The 15,144-nt window shown below is 46.7% G+C and carries 18 protein-coding genes; all 18 read left to right on the top strand.

All coding sequences use genetic code 11. The annotated features are described in order from the left end of the window. The first annotated feature begins 1 nt into the window (after position 1). The 18 genes from DHBDCA_RS07395 (at position 2) to flgB (ending at position 15,126) form a co-directional block, all read left to right on the top strand. Positions 2–478: a FliO/MopB family protein gene (locus DHBDCA_RS07395; protein WP_015043587.1), complete on the top strand. Its 477-nt coding sequence runs from the start codon at positions 2–4 to the stop codon at positions 476–478. Beyond that, entirely contained in the window at positions 475–1,125 is a 651-nt protein-coding gene (fliP, locus tag DHBDCA_RS07390) for a flagellar type III secretion system pore protein FliP (protein ID WP_015043586.1), read from the top strand. The genes DHBDCA_RS07395 and fliP overlap by 4 nt, the downstream gene beginning before the upstream one ends. 36 nt (positions 1,126–1,161) lie before the next feature. After that, positions 1,162–1,434, top strand: coding sequence for a flagellar biosynthesis protein FliQ (gene fliQ / locus DHBDCA_RS07385; RefSeq protein WP_015043585.1), 273 nt, complete (start codon positions 1,162–1,164; stop codon positions 1,432–1,434). Positions 1,435–1,458: 24 nt separating this feature from the next. After that, positions 1,459–2,238, top strand: a complete 780-nt coding sequence (fliR, locus tag DHBDCA_RS07380) for a flagellar biosynthetic protein FliR (RefSeq protein WP_015043584.1) — start codon at positions 1,459–1,461, stop codon at positions 2,236–2,238. Beyond that, positions 2,226–3,293, top strand: a complete 1,068-nt coding sequence (gene flhB / locus DHBDCA_RS07375; protein ID WP_015043583.1) for a flagellar biosynthesis protein FlhB — start codon at positions 2,226–2,228, stop codon at positions 3,291–3,293. The genes fliR and flhB overlap by 13 nt, the downstream gene beginning before the upstream one ends. A gap of 534 nt (positions 3,294–3,827) precedes the next feature. Next, positions 3,828–5,891: a flagellar biosynthesis protein FlhA gene (gene flhA / locus DHBDCA_RS07370; protein WP_015043582.1), complete on the top strand. Its 2,064-nt coding sequence runs from the start codon at positions 3,828–3,830 to the stop codon at positions 5,889–5,891. Beyond that, positions 5,891–7,081, top strand: a complete 1,191-nt coding sequence (flhF, locus tag DHBDCA_RS07365; protein ID WP_015043581.1) for a flagellar biosynthesis protein FlhF — start codon at positions 5,891–5,893, stop codon at positions 7,079–7,081. Before flhA ends, flhF begins: the two co-directional genes overlap by 1 nt. Further along, positions 7,074–7,940, top strand: coding sequence for a MinD/ParA family protein (locus tag DHBDCA_RS07360; RefSeq protein WP_015043580.1), 867 nt, complete (start codon positions 7,074–7,076; stop codon positions 7,938–7,940). Before flhF ends, DHBDCA_RS07360 begins: the two co-directional genes overlap by 8 nt. A gap of 70 nt (positions 7,941–8,010) precedes the next feature. Continuing rightward, positions 8,011–8,655 (top strand): flagellar brake protein, encoded by a 645-nt coding sequence (locus DHBDCA_RS07355; protein WP_015043579.1) that lies wholly within the window; start codon positions 8,011–8,013, stop codon positions 8,653–8,655. A 2-nt stretch (positions 8,656–8,657) separates the two neighbouring features. Further along, positions 8,658–9,254 (top strand): chemotaxis protein CheC, encoded by a 597-nt coding sequence (locus DHBDCA_RS07350; RefSeq protein ID WP_015043578.1) that lies wholly within the window; start codon positions 8,658–8,660, stop codon positions 9,252–9,254. After that, entirely contained in the window at positions 9,251–9,733 is a 483-nt protein-coding gene (locus tag DHBDCA_RS07345; protein WP_015043577.1) for a chemotaxis protein CheD, read from the top strand. Before DHBDCA_RS07350 ends, DHBDCA_RS07345 begins: the two co-directional genes overlap by 4 nt. After that, positions 9,733–10,149 (top strand): hypothetical protein, encoded by a 417-nt coding sequence (locus DHBDCA_RS07340; RefSeq protein WP_015043576.1) that lies wholly within the window; start codon positions 9,733–9,735, stop codon positions 10,147–10,149. The genes DHBDCA_RS07345 and DHBDCA_RS07340 overlap by 1 nt, the downstream gene beginning before the upstream one ends. 15 nt (positions 10,150–10,164) lie before the next feature. Beyond that, positions 10,165–10,917, top strand: coding sequence for a FliA/WhiG family RNA polymerase sigma factor (locus DHBDCA_RS07335; protein WP_015043575.1), 753 nt, complete (start codon positions 10,165–10,167; stop codon positions 10,915–10,917). Between the two features lie 100 nt (positions 10,918–11,017). Beyond that, positions 11,018–12,355: a flagellar hook-length control protein FliK gene (locus DHBDCA_RS07330; protein ID WP_015043574.1), complete on the top strand. Its 1,338-nt coding sequence runs from the start codon at positions 11,018–11,020 to the stop codon at positions 12,353–12,355. Positions 12,356–12,370: 15 nt separating this feature from the next. After that, a complete protein-coding gene (locus DHBDCA_RS07325) occupies positions 12,371–12,823 on the top strand; it encodes a flagellar hook capping FlgD N-terminal domain-containing protein (RefSeq protein ID WP_015043573.1) in 453 nt (150 codons plus the stop codon). A 73-nt stretch (positions 12,824–12,896) separates the two neighbouring features. After that, a complete protein-coding gene (locus DHBDCA_RS07320) occupies positions 12,897–13,838 on the top strand; it encodes a flagellar hook-basal body complex protein (protein ID WP_015043572.1) in 942 nt (313 codons plus the stop codon). A gap of 59 nt (positions 13,839–13,897) precedes the next feature. Next, positions 13,898–14,716, top strand: coding sequence for a flagellar hook-basal body protein (locus tag DHBDCA_RS07315; protein ID WP_015043571.1), 819 nt, complete (start codon positions 13,898–13,900; stop codon positions 14,714–14,716). Between the two features lie 2 nt (positions 14,717–14,718). Then, positions 14,719–15,126: a flagellar basal body rod protein FlgB gene (flgB, locus tag DHBDCA_RS07310; RefSeq protein ID WP_015043570.1), complete on the top strand. Its 408-nt coding sequence runs from the start codon at positions 14,719–14,721 to the stop codon at positions 15,124–15,126. Positions 15,127–15,144: the final 18 nt, after the last annotated feature.

Here is a 15,144-nt window from a genome sequence, read left to right as displayed (position 1 = left end):
CATGAACGGATATGAAAATCAGCCTTATCCGGGTGCTTCAGAAGCTGCAGCATCAGCGACAACCGCAACGGAACCTTTTTCCTGGGCCGGTCTGATCGGGATGATTGTCGTCTTTCTGATTATTCTCGTCGTGGCCTTATGGCTGATGAAACGTCTGAACCGCTTTTCGGTGCGCAATATTCAGTCTCCGTGGGTAAGAGTCCTTGACCGGCAGGTCTTAAACGGCCAACAGACCCTGTATTTGGTCGAAATTGCCGGTAAGATTCAGGTGCTTGGCGGGACGGATCATCATATCACAAAGGTGGCCGAGATTGACGATCTTGATGTTGCTGCTGAAATTCTTGAAGAAATTGCCCGACAACCGCAGGAAAAAATGGACAGATGGATGTCCGGCATCTGGAAGAGGTTAAGAAGGAAGCAAAAGAATGAATCGTTCTCTGCTGAACTTGAGTACTATCTCAAGGAGGAGAAAAAATGAACATAACACTTGATGTAGGGCAGACTGGCTCAGCGGTTCAGATCCTTTTACTTGTTACTATCCTTTCCTTTGCACCGGCTATTCTGGTATTAATGACTTCTTTCACCCGGATTGTTGTCGTTTTATCTTTTGTCCGTAATGCGCTGGGAACACAAACGCTGCCCCCTACCCAAGTCATTATCGGACTTTCCTTATTTCTTACTTTTTTTGTCATGATGCCAACGTTCAACGAAATCAATACCAATGCGCTTCAGCCTTACCTGCAAAGCCAGATAACGAAGGAGGAAGCCCTGGACAAAGCCCAACAGCCGTTGCGAACGTTTATGTTTAAACAAACCAGAGAAAAAGATCTGGCGTTGTTTGTGAATATGGCAAAAATTGAGCAGCCCAAAACGTATGGGGATATCCCGACGTATGTTTTAATCCCGGCTTTTGTCATTAGTGAATTAAAGACGGCTTTCCAGATGGGTTTTGCGATTTTTATTCCTTTTATTATTATCGATATGGTTGTATCGAGTACGCTGATGTCGATGGGGATGATGATGCTGCCTCCGATGATGATTTCCCTGCCGTTCAAGATATTACTGTTTGTTCTGGTTGACGGATGGTCATTGGTGGTGAAGTCTCTGGTTTCAAGTTTCAGTTAAATGGATTTCCAAGAAATTTGCCAGAGGTGAAATGGAATGTCTGAAAATCAAATTCTTGCTATGGCCAAAGAAGCAATAGCGATCGCAGTCATTGTTGGCGGACCGGTCCTGGCGGTAAGCTTGCTTATCGGTCTTATTGTGAGTATTTTCCAGGCCATGACGCAAATACAGGAGCAAACGCTGTCTTTTATTCCAAAATTATTGGGAGTTGCCGTGATTCTGCTTATCTTGGGTCCCTGGATGCTAAATGTCATGACCACTTACACGGCAACGCTCTTTACTGAGATTGCCACATATGCCCGGTATTAAAAGCAGCCCAATGGAGGAAGTAACTTGAACCTGTCTGATTACTTACAGTGGAATCTTACTTTATTCATGCTTATCTTTTCCCGCTGGGCAGGAATGGTCATGCTTGCTCCGGTGTTCGGCGCAAAAGGCGTTCCGGCGATGATAAGACTTGGTCTCGCCGCAGGACTGTCCGTTGTAGTATACCCACTGATTCAAGCCCAAAACCCTGTCATACCGAATGAATTGCTCCCTTTGATTGGGATACTGGTGAAGGAGACGCTTCTGGGCCTTACGATAGGATTCATTATCAACTTGCTTTCCATGGTCATGCAGGGAGCTGGGCAACTGATTGATTTTCAGCTCGGGTTTATGACTGGGAATGTTGTCGATCCGATCAACGGTATGCAAAGTCCGATGACGGGAAGTTTCCTGGCTATGATTGCAACGATGCTGCTTCTGGCCACAAACTCCCATTACTATATCATCGCTGCGGTGACCAAAAGTTATGAGTTTTTGCCGATTAATCCTGCCGGGGTGAACTATGGCGCAGAATTTTTTATTGAAATTACCGGGAAGGTCTTAAGTTTATCGCTGCAGATTGCAATGCCGGTCTTTGGCGCCATATTACTGGCGGATGTCGGTGTCGGCCTTTTAGCGAAGATCGTACCGCAGCTGAATATGTTTTCCGTGATATTCCCGGTAAAGATCATTTTTGGCTTGGCCATGCTGTATTTGATGATTGCTTTCTTTGGAGATACGGTATCAAGAGTTTTCGATATTACGATGCAGTGGATTTTTGAACTGTTCAGGGGGTGGAGTGTATAGCTGAGAAAAGGTTCCCGGCGACTCCCAAGAAAAAGCAGGACGCTCGTAAAAAAGGCCAGATACTTAAAAGTCAGGAACTGACTTCGGCGGTAATGCTTCTGGCAATTATCGGTTTGCTGAAAATATGGCTGCCATATGTGTTTCAAAGGTTAGCTAACATTTTTACGTATACAGCAAGTCTCTCCGTGGACTGGAATGTTCAGTCCCTCTGGAAGGTTGTCATCGATGTTTCCTGGCAGTGCCTGCTGATCCTGGCTCCGGTATTTGCTGCCGCGCTGGTGATCGCCTTTGCCGTAAATTTTCTGCAAACGGGGCCGGTGTTCATTACCGAGCCTATGATCCCGAAATTCTCAAGAATGAGTCCTGTTGAAGGGGTCAAAAGAATGTTTGGTCTAAAGGCCCTGGTCAATTTGGTTAAGTCCTTGTTCAAAGTGCTGGTGATTGGTTATTTTCTTATCGATGTCATTCGAAAAAACATTGATGTATTTTCGGCACTGCAAGGAGCAGAAGTTGGTCAGTCCCTCATTTTCCTAAGCGGGTTGTTGTTTGAAATGGCCTGGAAAATAGCGCTGGCCTTTCTGGTTATTGCATTTGCCGATTTCCTTTATCAATGGTGGGACTATGAGAAAAACCTCAGAATGTCCCAAGAAGAAATCAAAGAAGAATATAAACAGACTGAGGGAGATCCGCTCATTAAGAGCCAGATTAAGAAACGCCAGCGCATGATGGCCATGCGCAGAATGATGGAGGATCTCAAGCAGGCCGATGTTGTTATTACGAACCCGACACATTATGCAGTCGCCCTGAAGTATGATACAGCCAAATATCCTGCTCCCTATGTCGTCGCCAAAGGGCAGAATGAAATAGCTTTAAGAATCAGGGCGGTCGCCGAGGAAAACAACATTGTGATTATGGAAAACAAGCCTTTGGCCAGAACGCTTTATTCCCAGGTTGAGCTTGGGCAGTCCGTGCCAAGGGAATTATACAAGGCAGTCGCCGAAGTCCTAGCGTTTGTCTTCCGTCTTAACAAAAAGAGACGATCCTATTCCGCGTAGAGGACTAGCACTGCATGTAAAATTACTTGTTGACTTAACTTCTTGTATATACAAAACCATTATGTTAGGGCAAGTCTGTGGGCCACAATACCGCTTTTCGGCCGTTGTGCCATCCATAGCACAAAAGGCCGCGCTACGCAATCCTGCTCCGCTCACAGCGGAACTGTGGCCCCCAGACTGATCTTATGATTGCTTATGTAAGTCTTATCCCGAAGATTGTTTATGCTTTCTAATCAGCTTAGTAGTTATTTGAAGAGTATTGTGTTTGTAGATCCATTCCAAGCTATGAGAATACGCAAGCAGCATTCTTCTTGGAGAAATACCCAAACAAAGATAGCGTCAGAGATAAGTCTCCGTAATATATAGCCAGCGTCAGCGGAGCATGGAGTGCGAAGCGCGGCCTTTTGCGTCAAGGAGGATGCAACGGCCGAAAGCGGCTATATATTACGGAGACCTACCCCAAAAGCTTTTTTTGAATAGATCTAATATCATCATCGCAAAACACTGAATTAAGAAACAGGAGGATACTGCATCATGGCCACGACAACTCGCGCGGGCAGATTAGCAAGAAATACGGATATTATCGCAGCCATCAGCATTGTCGGCATTATTGTTGTCATGGTCATTGGCGTACCCGCAGGCTGGCTTGATTTTCTTATTACCTTAAACATTACTGGATCAGTTCTGATTCTTCTGCTGGCTGTCTTTACAAAGGATCCACTGGAGTTTTCCGTACTGCCTTCTTTGCTGCTGACCATGACACTGTTCCGACTTGCCCTGAATCTTTCCACGACGAAACTGATTTTACTCGAGGCTGAGGCGGGGCAGGTCATTCAGCAGTTTGGAGAGTTTGTCATCCAGGGAAATCCGATTGTTGGCTTTATTGTGTTCTGTATCCTGGTCGTGGTACAGTTTCTGGTCATCACCAAAGGTGCGGAACGCGTATCCGAAGTTGGGGCCCGCTTTACCCTGGATGCAATGCCCGGGAAACAGATGAGCATCGATGCCGACCTGAACGCCGGCATCATCACGGATCAGGAAGCTAGAGCCCGAAGACTGCATATCCAGCAGGAAGCAGATTTTTACGGTGCGATGGACGGCGCTAGCAAGTTTGTCAAAGGGGATGCCATTGCGGCAATCATTATCCTGCTAATTAACATTATCGGCGGCTTTATTATCGGGATGGTAACCAAGGGTATGGCGGTCACCGACGCTCTATACACCTACACGCTGCTGACGATCGGAGACGGTCTGGTAACCCAGATCCCGGCGCTGCTGATTTCAACCGCTACTGGCCTTATCGTAACCCGAGCTGCATCAGATAGTAACCTCGGGCAGGATCTGGCCAAACAGCTGTTCAGGACTCCAAAGGCGCTTTATATTACTTCTGGGGTATTGGTAGCTCTTGCAATTTTTGGCATGCCTCAGGTACCGATGCTGATGTTCGCCACCGCTACAGCCGGAATGGGTTACTACCTTCAGCGCAACACTGCTCAGGCAGCCAAGAAAGAATCGGAGGCAGCAGTTAGAAGCGATATTGACGAGACCAAAAAGCCTGAAAATGTAATGAATATGCTTGGAATTGATCATATGGAACTGGAAATCGGCTATGCGCTGATTCCGCTGGTTGACGCCGGTCAGGGCGGGGACCTTCTGGACAGGATTATTCTGATCCGCAGGCAGCTGGCCGGGGAACTCGGATTTATCGTTCCGGTGATCAGGGTCAGGGATAATATGAATCTACAGCCGAATCAGTATACGATCAAACTGAAAGGCGCCGAGGTTGCTTCCGGGGAATTGATGACCGATCATTACCTGGCCTTCAGTGGGGGGATTGAGGATGATTCCATCCAGGGCATTCCGACAAAAGAACCGGCCTTTGGTCTTGATGCCAAATGGATTAACGCGTCGGTCAGAGAGCAGGCTGAACTTTCCGGGTATACCGTGGTCGATGCACCGACTGTACTCGCCACCCATCTGACGGAAGTTCTAAAAACACATGCCCATGAGATTATTAGCCGGCAGGATGTGAAGAAATTAATTGATCATGCCAAGGAACAGTCGCCGGCAGTTGTCGAAGAGCTTATTCCCGACCTGCTTAGTATAGGGCAGGTTCAGAAGGTACTCAGCAACCTGCTGCGGGAAAGAGTATCGGTTAAAGATCTGGTGACGATCCTGGAAACGCTTGCTGATTGTGCTCCTTTGACAAAAGATATTGACAGGCTCACCGAATATGTCCGGCAGAATTTGGCCCGCCAGATCGTACAGCCCTTCCTGAATCCTCAAAAAAAATTGCCGGTAATTACGCTTGAGCCCAAGATTGAGCAGATGATTTTGGATAATCTTCGCCCCTCGGACTTCGGCAGTTACGTGAATATTGATCCGAATGTCATACAGAAGCTCTTAAAAAGGATAGGCGCTCAAGTAGAAAAAATTATGCTGCAGGGACACAATCCCGTAATGTTGTGTGCTCCTGTGGTCAGGATAAGTTTAAAAAGAATGACAGAGCGTCAGCTTCCTCACCTGGTCATCCTGTCTTATAATGAACTTGTACAGGGAATAGAGGTTCAGGCTCTTGGAATGGTGGTGTTGGATTAATGAGGGTGAAACGGTTCGTCGGTGACAATGTGGCAGATACAATGGGGAAGATTAAACGGGAGCTTGGGCCGGAGGCAGTGATTCTGCAGACCCGTCAGATTAAAGAAGGAGGATTCCTGGGCTTTTTTGCGCGTACAAAAGTGGAAATTACCGCAGCGATTGAAGAAAGACAGCAAAATTATGCCGCGATGAAGCCAGCGGAGGATGAACCTGTCAAAGTCGTTAATACGGATGCGATAAAAAAGGCCTATGAAGCTTACAGAGAAAAAGAAAATGAAAACACTAGAGAGCAGAGTATTTCCGATGATGCCCAGTCCGAAATCAAACAGATGCACAATATTCTAAAAGAAATCAAAGGGCATATCACCAAAGGGGACTTAAGCAGCAGTGCTGAATCCAAACCCTACTCCCACTGGGTTAATTTTCTGACGGACAGAGGTGCCAGCAGAGAGACTGCCGCTGAGCTGCTCGAACCTATCAGAAACGATCTTGCCGAAGACCAGTGGAAAAACAATGCAAAAGTATTTGAACTTTTGAAAAATCAAGTAGAAAGGTTATGTTCAAATACCGAGGTTATCAGGCCTAGCAAATCCAGGACACTAGTGGTCGCGATGGTAGGACCCACCGGAGTCGGGAAAACAACAACCATTGGGAAGCTTGCAGCCGGTTTCAGTATCATTGAAAGAAGAAAGGTGGCACTGGTGACTGCCGACACATTCAGAGTAGCGGCGGTCGAACAGCTCAGAACTTTCGGAGAAATCATCGGTGTTCCCGTTGAAGTCGTCATGACGCCGGAAGGGTTGAAGGAAGCGATTGATATCCATGCCGACAAAGAACTTATTTTTATTGACACAGCCGGACGCAGTCCACAGCACGACCTTCATATGGATGAACTGGAAGCTTTTTTGGACAAGGCCAAACCTGACCTGACAATGCTTGTCATGAGTGTCACGACCAATCTGACAGACCAGATGAAAGTCTACGAAAGGTTCAATGGGTTATCCACGCATCTGATCTTAACAAAGCTGGATGAGAGCTTTTCTCTCGGTTCCATACTTGATCTCCTGGCAAAGACCAATTTGCCTGTTGCATATTTAACAAACGGACAGAATGTTCCGGATGATATTGATGCAGCTACATCCGAGAAACTAACCCGGTACGTTCTTGGGGAGGATAATCTATATGCATGACCAAGCAAGTATACTCAGGCAGATGGCGAGTGAAAGAGAAGTTGCAATGCCAAGAAATATGCGGGTCATTGCAGTCAGCAGCGGCAAAGGCGGTGTGGGCAAGACCAGTTTTGTGGTGAACTTGGCGCTTGCTCTGACTGAATACAATTACAGGGTGATTATTCTCGACGGAGATCTTGGACTGGCCAATGTCGATGTAGCTTTTGGGATCACGCCGAAATACAATATTAAACACCTGCTGACTGGCGAAAAAAGAATTGAAGATATTCTTTACCCGATTGGCAAAGGAATCAAAGTATTGCCTGGAGCATCTGGAATGGTAGAGCTCGCAAATTTGGACAGAGGACAGCTGAAAAATGTTCTTGTTAATCTTGGCCGCCTTGAAAAAATGGCAGATATTCTACTGATTGATACCGGAGCGGGTTTAGGACATACCGTACTGAACTTTATCAGCGCGGCGGATGATGTCATTCTCGTTCTGACGCCGGAGCCGCCTTCCATGACCGATGCTTATGGACTGATCAAATCAATTAAAAGTCCGACCGGGAAAGTGAATCTCAACATTGTGGTGAATCGGGTTAAGAGTGAGGCAGAAGCCAAGCAGGCCTATGAAAGACTGGAGCATGCGGTTACGAAGTTTTTGGGTATGCCCATCAGTTTATTGGGATGGGTTTACGACGACCCATCAGTCGGACGTTCCGTGATGGAACAGAAGCCGGTCGGGTTATCGGATCCTGATAGTTATGCCTATCGCTGCGTGCAATGGATCGCCGGAAATGTTGCAGGCGTATATATGCAGCCTCCGACTCAAAGCAGCGGAATCAGAGGATTTATTTCTTCTCTACTAAAATTGAAATAATGAATTAAGATAACGTCAGACATCAAACGATGTGACTAGCCTGGTCAGAGCTATTTGGGGAGTGATGAAGATGCTTTATAAAGACAAAATATATGAAGGCTTAAGTGTCCAAATTGTTGTCCCTGAAGGAGAATATCAGGGCAGATATAAGACCAGGGTAGAAGAGGTTGGGCAAAAAATCATAACCATCGGGGTACCGGTCGCTGGCGGCCAGTTTATTCCGCTTCGAGAGGGAACACAGCTGGAAGTGGTATTTGTCGACGACCTGTCGGCGTATTCCTTTTCGACCGTCCTGATCAAAAGGTTTTCTGTTCCTATTCCAACGTTTATCATCGAATTTCCCGAGAAAATATCCAAAGTTCAAAGAAGAAAATATGTCAGAGTCCAGGTGGTTAGGCCTCTCCAATACAGGATAGTGGAGAGAAACGGTTTAGGGATAGAGCAGAAAGGATTTATGCATGATTTGAGTGGCGGCGGTTTGCTTTTTCACGCTAGAGAATCCATACCTGAAAAGACACCGGTTTTGGTGGAGCCTGTCATCGGGGATACGCCGATGCAGATTCCGGCAATTGTCGTTCGCTGCATGAAAGAAGAAGAAAAAGATTCTTATCTGGTTTCTGCGGAGTTTTATGAGATTTCTGAAAAAACGCGTGATAAAATTATTACCTATGTGTTTGAGCTGCAACGAGAAATGCGTAAGAAAGGACTGGTTTGAACATGGAGATATCTGCAATCAGGCTGGAAGCTTTAAAGGAAATTGGAAATATAGGTTCCGGGCATGCGGCAACATCACTTTCTAAACTGCTGCAGGCAAGAATAGACATGTCCGTGCCGAAAGTATGGCTTGTCCCGCTCGAAAAACTCGGCGAGGCGCTCGGTGAATACGATACCGTCCAGGTGGCCCTTTATCTGAAAGTCGAGGGGGACGCACCCGGAAAGGCTATTTTTGTCCTCCCGATTGAAAGTGCCAGGGTCATAGCCCAAAAACTGCTTTCACTTCCGGAACGTCCGGATATCTTCAGTGACGAAATGGCGCAGTCGGCGCTGCAGGAAGTCGGAAATATTCTGGTCAGTTCCTTCATCATCGCATTGTCCAAGTTTTCCGGAGTCCTCCTGCATCCGTCAATTCCGGCCATGGCCATTGACATGGTCGGCGCGATTATTGACGGTGTCCTGCTGGAAGAAGGAATAATCGATGACGACGTTTTAATCATTGATACGAAATTATCCGGGGTTAAAGAAGTGGAAGGGAAATTTTTCTTTATTCCGAGTAAAGGTTCTCTTGATAAATTATTGGGAGTATTTGGTATATGAGCAAGACAATCATTGTAGGAATGGCTGATTACAAAGTGGAAAAGGCTCCTGACAAGCTGATGACGGCAGGCCTGGGTTCGTGTATCGGGGTATGTGTTTATGATTCGTTATCCCAGATTGGGGGAATGGCCCATATCATGCTTCCCAATTCTTTGGAGAGCCTTCAGGGCAATCCGATGAAGTATGCCGATACATGCCTGACCATGATGCTCGAGGAAATGTTTAAGCTTGGGGTTATAAAATCGAGACTCAAAGCCAAAATGGCCGGTGGGGCTCAGATGTTTTCGTTTGGGAATAAGGCACCGCTCTTGAAAATTGGGGAGCGCAACGCCCAGTCAGTGGAACAGGAATTAAAAAAGTCCGGGATTCCGCTGCTCGTCCACGATGTTGGCGGCAACTTCGGGCGAACGATCACTTTTGACATTCAATCCGGCGATTTGCATGTGAGGACCATTAACCATGGGGAAAAGGTGATCTGATGGCAGAGCCAGAAAAAATACTTGAAAAAAACGCATTTGGATTATCAGTTATCAGCGCCGGAATCGTTCTGGTATTCTCCATATTCAACGGTTATCGTTATCCTGCTATCATACTACGAACCGTGCTGGCTTTTTTATTTATTTATCTTTTGGGCAAAGGGCTTATTCTGTTATGGAACAAGGCCTCTCCTCCGGTCAAAGAAGAAAAAACACCTTCCAAAATTGATATCTTCCTTGGGGATACTGAAAGTCAGGACGAGAACGCCCCGAATAAGACGGGGCAGCCTGCAGAGAGCCTTCTGTCGCTAAAAAAACGGGTTCCGGGCCAAATCAACAACCAGATCATGGATCATTTACCGGATGCCGCGGCCAGAGCGGAGATTGTCAGAAAAATGGGTTGGGGCGATGATCAGTAAGGAGGTGTATACTGCATGTATAAAGGACAATATGATACACCCAAACAAGCTGTATGGACAGAAGAGCATTTAGAGAAATTCTTGCCGCTCGTGAAAAGGATTGCAGGCCGGCTGGCCATGTCTCTGCCAGAACATATTGATCAGGAGGACTTATTTGGTTACGGCGTATTTGGCTTGCTGGATGCGCTTCAAAGATTTGACCCTTCTCGCGGCGTAAAATTTGAAACGTATGCAACGTTACGAATCAGAGGTTCGATTATTGATGGATTAAGAACGATGGATTGGGTTCCGCATTCAGCGCGCCAGAAGGTCAAGCAGGTTACGCAGGGTTATGCCCGGCTGGAAAACCAACTCGGACGCAGCCCAACCCTGGAAGAAGCAGCTCGGCACCTCGATATTTCCGTTGAGGAATTGAATGCCACCCTGCTGCAGGGACAGTATATGACACTCGTGTCGCTTGAAGATGTCAATTCCAACGATAACGAGGACATCACCAGTTCACCTCTTGATCTGATTATTGACCCGAGCTCACAGGATTCGTTTGGCCAGATCGAAAAAGAGGAACAGAAACAGATTTTGACGGAAGCCATTGAGAGATTATCGGAGAAAGAGAAGCTGGTGGTCGCTTTATATTATCGGGAAGAACTGACTTTAAAAGAGATATCGGCGGTGATGAATTTATCAGAATCACGGATCTCACAAATTCATTCTCAGGCCATCTTACGATTACGAGGCTATCTGGGAAGACAGAAAAAGAATATTTTCTAAACCATTTTGGAGGACAAAATGGTTTTTTTATTTGGCAGAAACTAAAGTTCGGGTCAAAGTTCGCCGATATATTAAATAACAGTATACAGGAGGTGAAAGGATGAATGTAGCGAATGTTTTGACGCCTGTAAATGTTGAAGGAACAAAAACTGATTCTGCAGCAGGAAAAGAAGGTAAGGGCATTGACCAGAACAACCTTCTGTTTGCGCTTTTTATGCAGAAATTGAATCCTTCCAACAAGGCTGATAAACAAATTCTTGGAGAATTGGCGGAAGCCGGTCCGGATTCCGATTCAGGAGAAGTCACCATTTCTGACGGGACTGTTTCGGAACTGAGCACGTATCTGCAAATTCTTCAAAACCTATTTCCGGCTGGCATGGAGGCCACTTCCGGATCAAATGGAGATCAAAATAGTTCCCTGGTATCAGGTTTAGCACTGAAAGGAAACGATGCTGCCTGGATGATGCTCGGACAAGCCTTGGAAGAAGTTCTTTCCTCGGGCGCAGGGCAAGCCAATAAGACTATGACCAATGGCGAAGGTTTACACCTCGGGAACTACCTGCAGGCTTTCGGACTTAAAGGGATTTCTGGTTCGACGGCCGATTCTCTCGATCCAGCGGAGTTGGATGATATATTAGGATATTTAAAAGAGCTCTCTGGGAAGATTGTTTCACAAAAAAACCAGAATAATCAAGCAACAGAACCTTTGGATACGAATGCGAAGCTGCTCAACTGGCTGACTGACAAATTGTCTCTGATTCAAGATAAGAACGGAGCGGACAATTCTGCCGCAACAGCCCAGGAGACAACCACTCAGAATAGCCTGAGCGGCGTTACAGCGGCGGACGATTCTGCAGAAAACAAGCAGAATTCATCTTCTTCGGGAAACAACTCTCAAAACTATTTGATGGACAGCTCAACAGATCCGAACCAGATACTGGTTTCAGGAAACAGGACTGATGGTACTCTTGCCAGTTCGGCGATTGATGTAAGCAGTGTCAAGGCAGGATTGCTCAATCCAGGTGCGGTTTGGGACCAGGTTCTGGGCATCCTGAACAAACAGGATCTGAATTCTCAGGAGATTAAGGAACTCTCCATTCAGTTGCAGCCGCAGGACCTTGGGAAGCTGAATGTATCCATGAAGCTTGAAAATGGGCAACTGCATCTGATTATCAATGCTTCTGAACAAGCTACGGGATCGTTGCTTCAGAACAATCTGCAGGATTTGCGGAACGGCCTGGCGCAGATCGGCGTTTCGTGCGGAACCCTTGAAATGGGTTACCGCCAGAATGGCCAGCAGTCTTCACAGGACAGGAATAACTACCGCAGTCAGGAAACAGCCTTAACTTTTCAAGAAGAAGCAAGCACGATGTTACCGGTATTTACGTCTTACCTGACTTCAAATATACAGGGTAATAGAATTAATGTCAGTGTCTGAAACGAGGAGGAAATCATGACAAGCGTTTATAATGTAACCGGCACAACTCCGGATACAGCCACAAACGTCAGCACCAGCAGTACTGACGGTGCTACCTTGGATAAACAGGCCTTTCTTCAACTTTTGATTGCTCAGCTGCAAAACCAGGATCCGATGTCTCCGACAGATAATACCCAGTTCGTTGCCCAGCTTGCCCAGTTCAGTTCCCTCGAGCAGCTCTCGAACATGTCAACAGCCATGACGGAACTGAAAGAAAGCCTGGTTACTTTGAACAGCCAGTCTCTTCTGACTCAGGGAGCGGCCATGATCGGCAAACAGGTAACCTGGACTGACAGTGCTGGAGCATCGCAGAGCGGAACGGTCACTTCGGTAAAATGGTCCGATGGTTCGCTGGCCCTGGTGGTCGGGGACGCTGAATTGTCTTTAGAGGATATTACAGAGATCAAAGGCTCCACTACTGCACCGTAAGCAAAAAACAAAGAAAATGCGTTTGATCAGAACAACTTTTGAATAAAATTGAACTAACAGGAGGAAACGCCTTATGATGCGTTCACTATATTCCGCAATTACGGGTTTAAGAAATCACCAGACCGCGATGGACGTGATTGGTAACAATATCGCCAATGTCAACACGAGTGGATATAAAAGAGAAAGAGCCAGTTTTGCGACAATGCTCGGGCAGGCTTCCCAAGGAGCTTCAGCTCCAAGCCTAGCCACTGCGGGCAATCCTTCAACAGCAACGATAGGGGGGACCAATGGCATTACAATAGGTCTCGGCAGCGTGCTTGGATCCGTCGATAAGATTATGACGCAGGGAAGCTCTTCCTATACCGGCAAACCGACAGATATGATGATCCAGGGAGAAGGAATGTTTGTTGTTGAGATTGGGCCAAACACCTATTATACCCGAACCGGAAATTTTGATCTTGATGAAAACGGTATGCTGGTCGATACGAACACAGGAGCGAAAGTCCAAGGGTATCTGAATGGAGATTATGCATTAGCTGATAATACGAATGATCATTTTCCTTCAACAACCGATTATGATATGACCACGTTGTCCGATATCATTATTCAGCAGGGAGAGACGTATCAGATCGGTGGTACTGATTATACGCTGGAAAGCTACGGGATTGATTCCAAAGGCGTCGTTACCGGAGTCTTCACGGATGTAACGGGCAATTCTGTCAGCCGTGAAATGTTTAAGCTGGCCCTTGCTACGTTCAACAATGAAGGCGGACTGAATTATGAGGGGAACAACTTCTATACACAAAGCAACAACTCAGGTGACGTTGAACTCGGGGTTGCAGGCAGTGGCGACAAGGGCGATATCATGACATCATACCTTGAAATGTCCAACGTTGACCTTTCCCAGGAGTTCACGGACATGATTGTAACCCAGCGCGGCTTTCAGGCTAACTCCAGAGTAATTACAGTTTCCGACACCCTGCTTGAAGAACTGATCAACCTGAAACGCAGCTAAGAATGAAGGATATTTGTCGTTGACGGAGAACTATTAAGCGGTAAAGGAGATTGCGAACGATGAAGTTGTCAACGGAATACTTGCAAACGCTTCAGGATCGTATCGATATAATTGGCAGCAATCTGGCCAATGCCAGCACGACAGGTTTCAAGGAGCAGCTGCTGTCCATCGAAGAGTGTTACGACGTTCAAGACAGAAGTAATACGATGGCACAGTACGGCGGTATGCCTGTGACGCAAAATCCGGTAATTCACATCAATCAATACGATGGAAACCGCATCAATTTTACTCAAGGGTCTCTGGTGGGTACCGGGAATCCTTTGGACCTCGTGATCTACGGAGATGGATTTTTTCGGGTGAAAACCGCGGACGGAAAGCTTGGCTATACACGGTCAGGGGTTTTCGGTGTCGATGCTGCCGGAAACCTGGTTAACAACGAAGGCATGCTGCTTGAACCGAAGGTGACAGTTCCGGACAATGTGACGGACATCAGTGTTAACAGCGATGGTACCATCTATGGCGTACGGACAGCGGCAGAAAATGCGGATACGACTGTCCTTACTGGGGAAGAGAAAAACCAGAGCAACATCGTCACCCTGGGCAAGATTTCTGTTTTCCGCTTTACGAATTCCGATGGCTTAGAACAGGCTGGAAACAATGTCTTTTTTGCAACCGAAGCCTCGGGCGAGGCGACTGCAGGGGTCCCTGGGAAAGACGGATTTGGCGTCATTAAGAGCGCGATGCTGGAAAGATCCAATACGAATCTATTAACGGCGATGACTGATCTTATACGGATCCAGAGAGCATATCAGGTGGATGTCAGGATTACGCAGGACGAGGATGAGATGACGGTCCAAACCATTGCGATGAGGAGATGAGTATGGCAGGTTGGCTGGATAGTCCAATTTTTAATTTACTCGAGGGCGGGTTGGATGGACTCGGACTACGTCAGCGTGTCTTAGCCGACAATATTGCTAATAATGACACGCCCGATTTTAAAAGATCAGATGTTAGTTTCGATAAAATCCTGCAGGCCACGATGGACAGCATGAACAATACAGCAGCAGTATCCGGCACAGAGCCCGGCCATATCCCTATCACCGGGACAGGGCTGACTTCAGACGGCTTTGTAGTTAAGGATGAGAACACCACCTACCGCAATGACGGAAATAACGTGGATATTGACCTCGAAATGACCAGGCTTGCAGAAAATACGCTTCAATACAATTCATTATCCAGGATGCTGACGATGCATCTTTCCATGCTGAAACAGGCAATTCAAGAATAGCTATCCAAGAATAGACGT

Source organism: Dehalobacter sp. DCA (genome assembly GCF_000305775.1).
Classification (GTDB): domain Bacteria; phylum Bacillota; class Desulfitobacteriia; order Desulfitobacteriales; family Syntrophobotulaceae; genus Dehalobacter; species Dehalobacter alkaniphilus.
Note: the sequence above shows the minus strand (reverse complement) of the source record. Positions and strands in the feature narration are given on the sequence as shown.

Coding starts and splice junctions, on each gene's coding strand:
- DHBDCA_RS07395 (WP_015043587.1), top strand. CDS start 2: ATGAACGGATATGAAAATCAGCCTTATCCGGGTGCTTCAGAAGCTGCA.
- fliP (WP_015043586.1), top strand. CDS start 475: ATGAACATAACACTTGATGTAGGGCAGACTGGCTCAGCGGTTCAGATC.
- fliQ (WP_015043585.1), top strand. CDS start 1,162: ATGTCTGAAAATCAAATTCTTGCTATGGCCAAAGAAGCAATAGCGATC.
- flhA (WP_015043582.1), top strand. CDS start 3,828: ATGGCCACGACAACTCGCGCGGGCAGATTAGCAAGAAATACGGATATT.
- flhF (WP_015043581.1), top strand. CDS start 5,891: ATGAGGGTGAAACGGTTCGTCGGTGACAATGTGGCAGATACAATGGGG.
- DHBDCA_RS07360 (WP_015043580.1), top strand. CDS start 7,074: ATGCATGACCAAGCAAGTATACTCAGGCAGATGGCGAGTGAAAGAGAA.
- DHBDCA_RS07355 (WP_015043579.1), top strand. CDS start 8,011: ATGCTTTATAAAGACAAAATATATGAAGGCTTAAGTGTCCAAATTGTT.
- DHBDCA_RS07350 (WP_015043578.1), top strand. CDS start 8,658: ATGGAGATATCTGCAATCAGGCTGGAAGCTTTAAAGGAAATTGGAAAT.
- DHBDCA_RS07345 (WP_015043577.1), top strand. CDS start 9,251: ATGAGCAAGACAATCATTGTAGGAATGGCTGATTACAAAGTGGAAAAG.
- DHBDCA_RS07340 (WP_015043576.1), top strand. CDS start 9,733: ATGGCAGAGCCAGAAAAAATACTTGAAAAAAACGCATTTGGATTATCA.
- DHBDCA_RS07335 (WP_015043575.1), top strand. CDS start 10,165: ATGTATAAAGGACAATATGATACACCCAAACAAGCTGTATGGACAGAA.
- DHBDCA_RS07330 (WP_015043574.1), top strand. CDS start 11,018: ATGAATGTAGCGAATGTTTTGACGCCTGTAAATGTTGAAGGAACAAAA.
- DHBDCA_RS07325 (WP_015043573.1), top strand. CDS start 12,371: ATGACAAGCGTTTATAATGTAACCGGCACAACTCCGGATACAGCCACA.
- DHBDCA_RS07320 (WP_015043572.1), top strand. CDS start 12,897: ATGATGCGTTCACTATATTCCGCAATTACGGGTTTAAGAAATCACCAG.
- DHBDCA_RS07315 (WP_015043571.1), top strand. CDS start 13,898: ATGAAGTTGTCAACGGAATACTTGCAAACGCTTCAGGATCGTATCGAT.
- flgB (WP_015043570.1), top strand. CDS start 14,719: ATGGCAGGTTGGCTGGATAGTCCAATTTTTAATTTACTCGAGGGCGGG.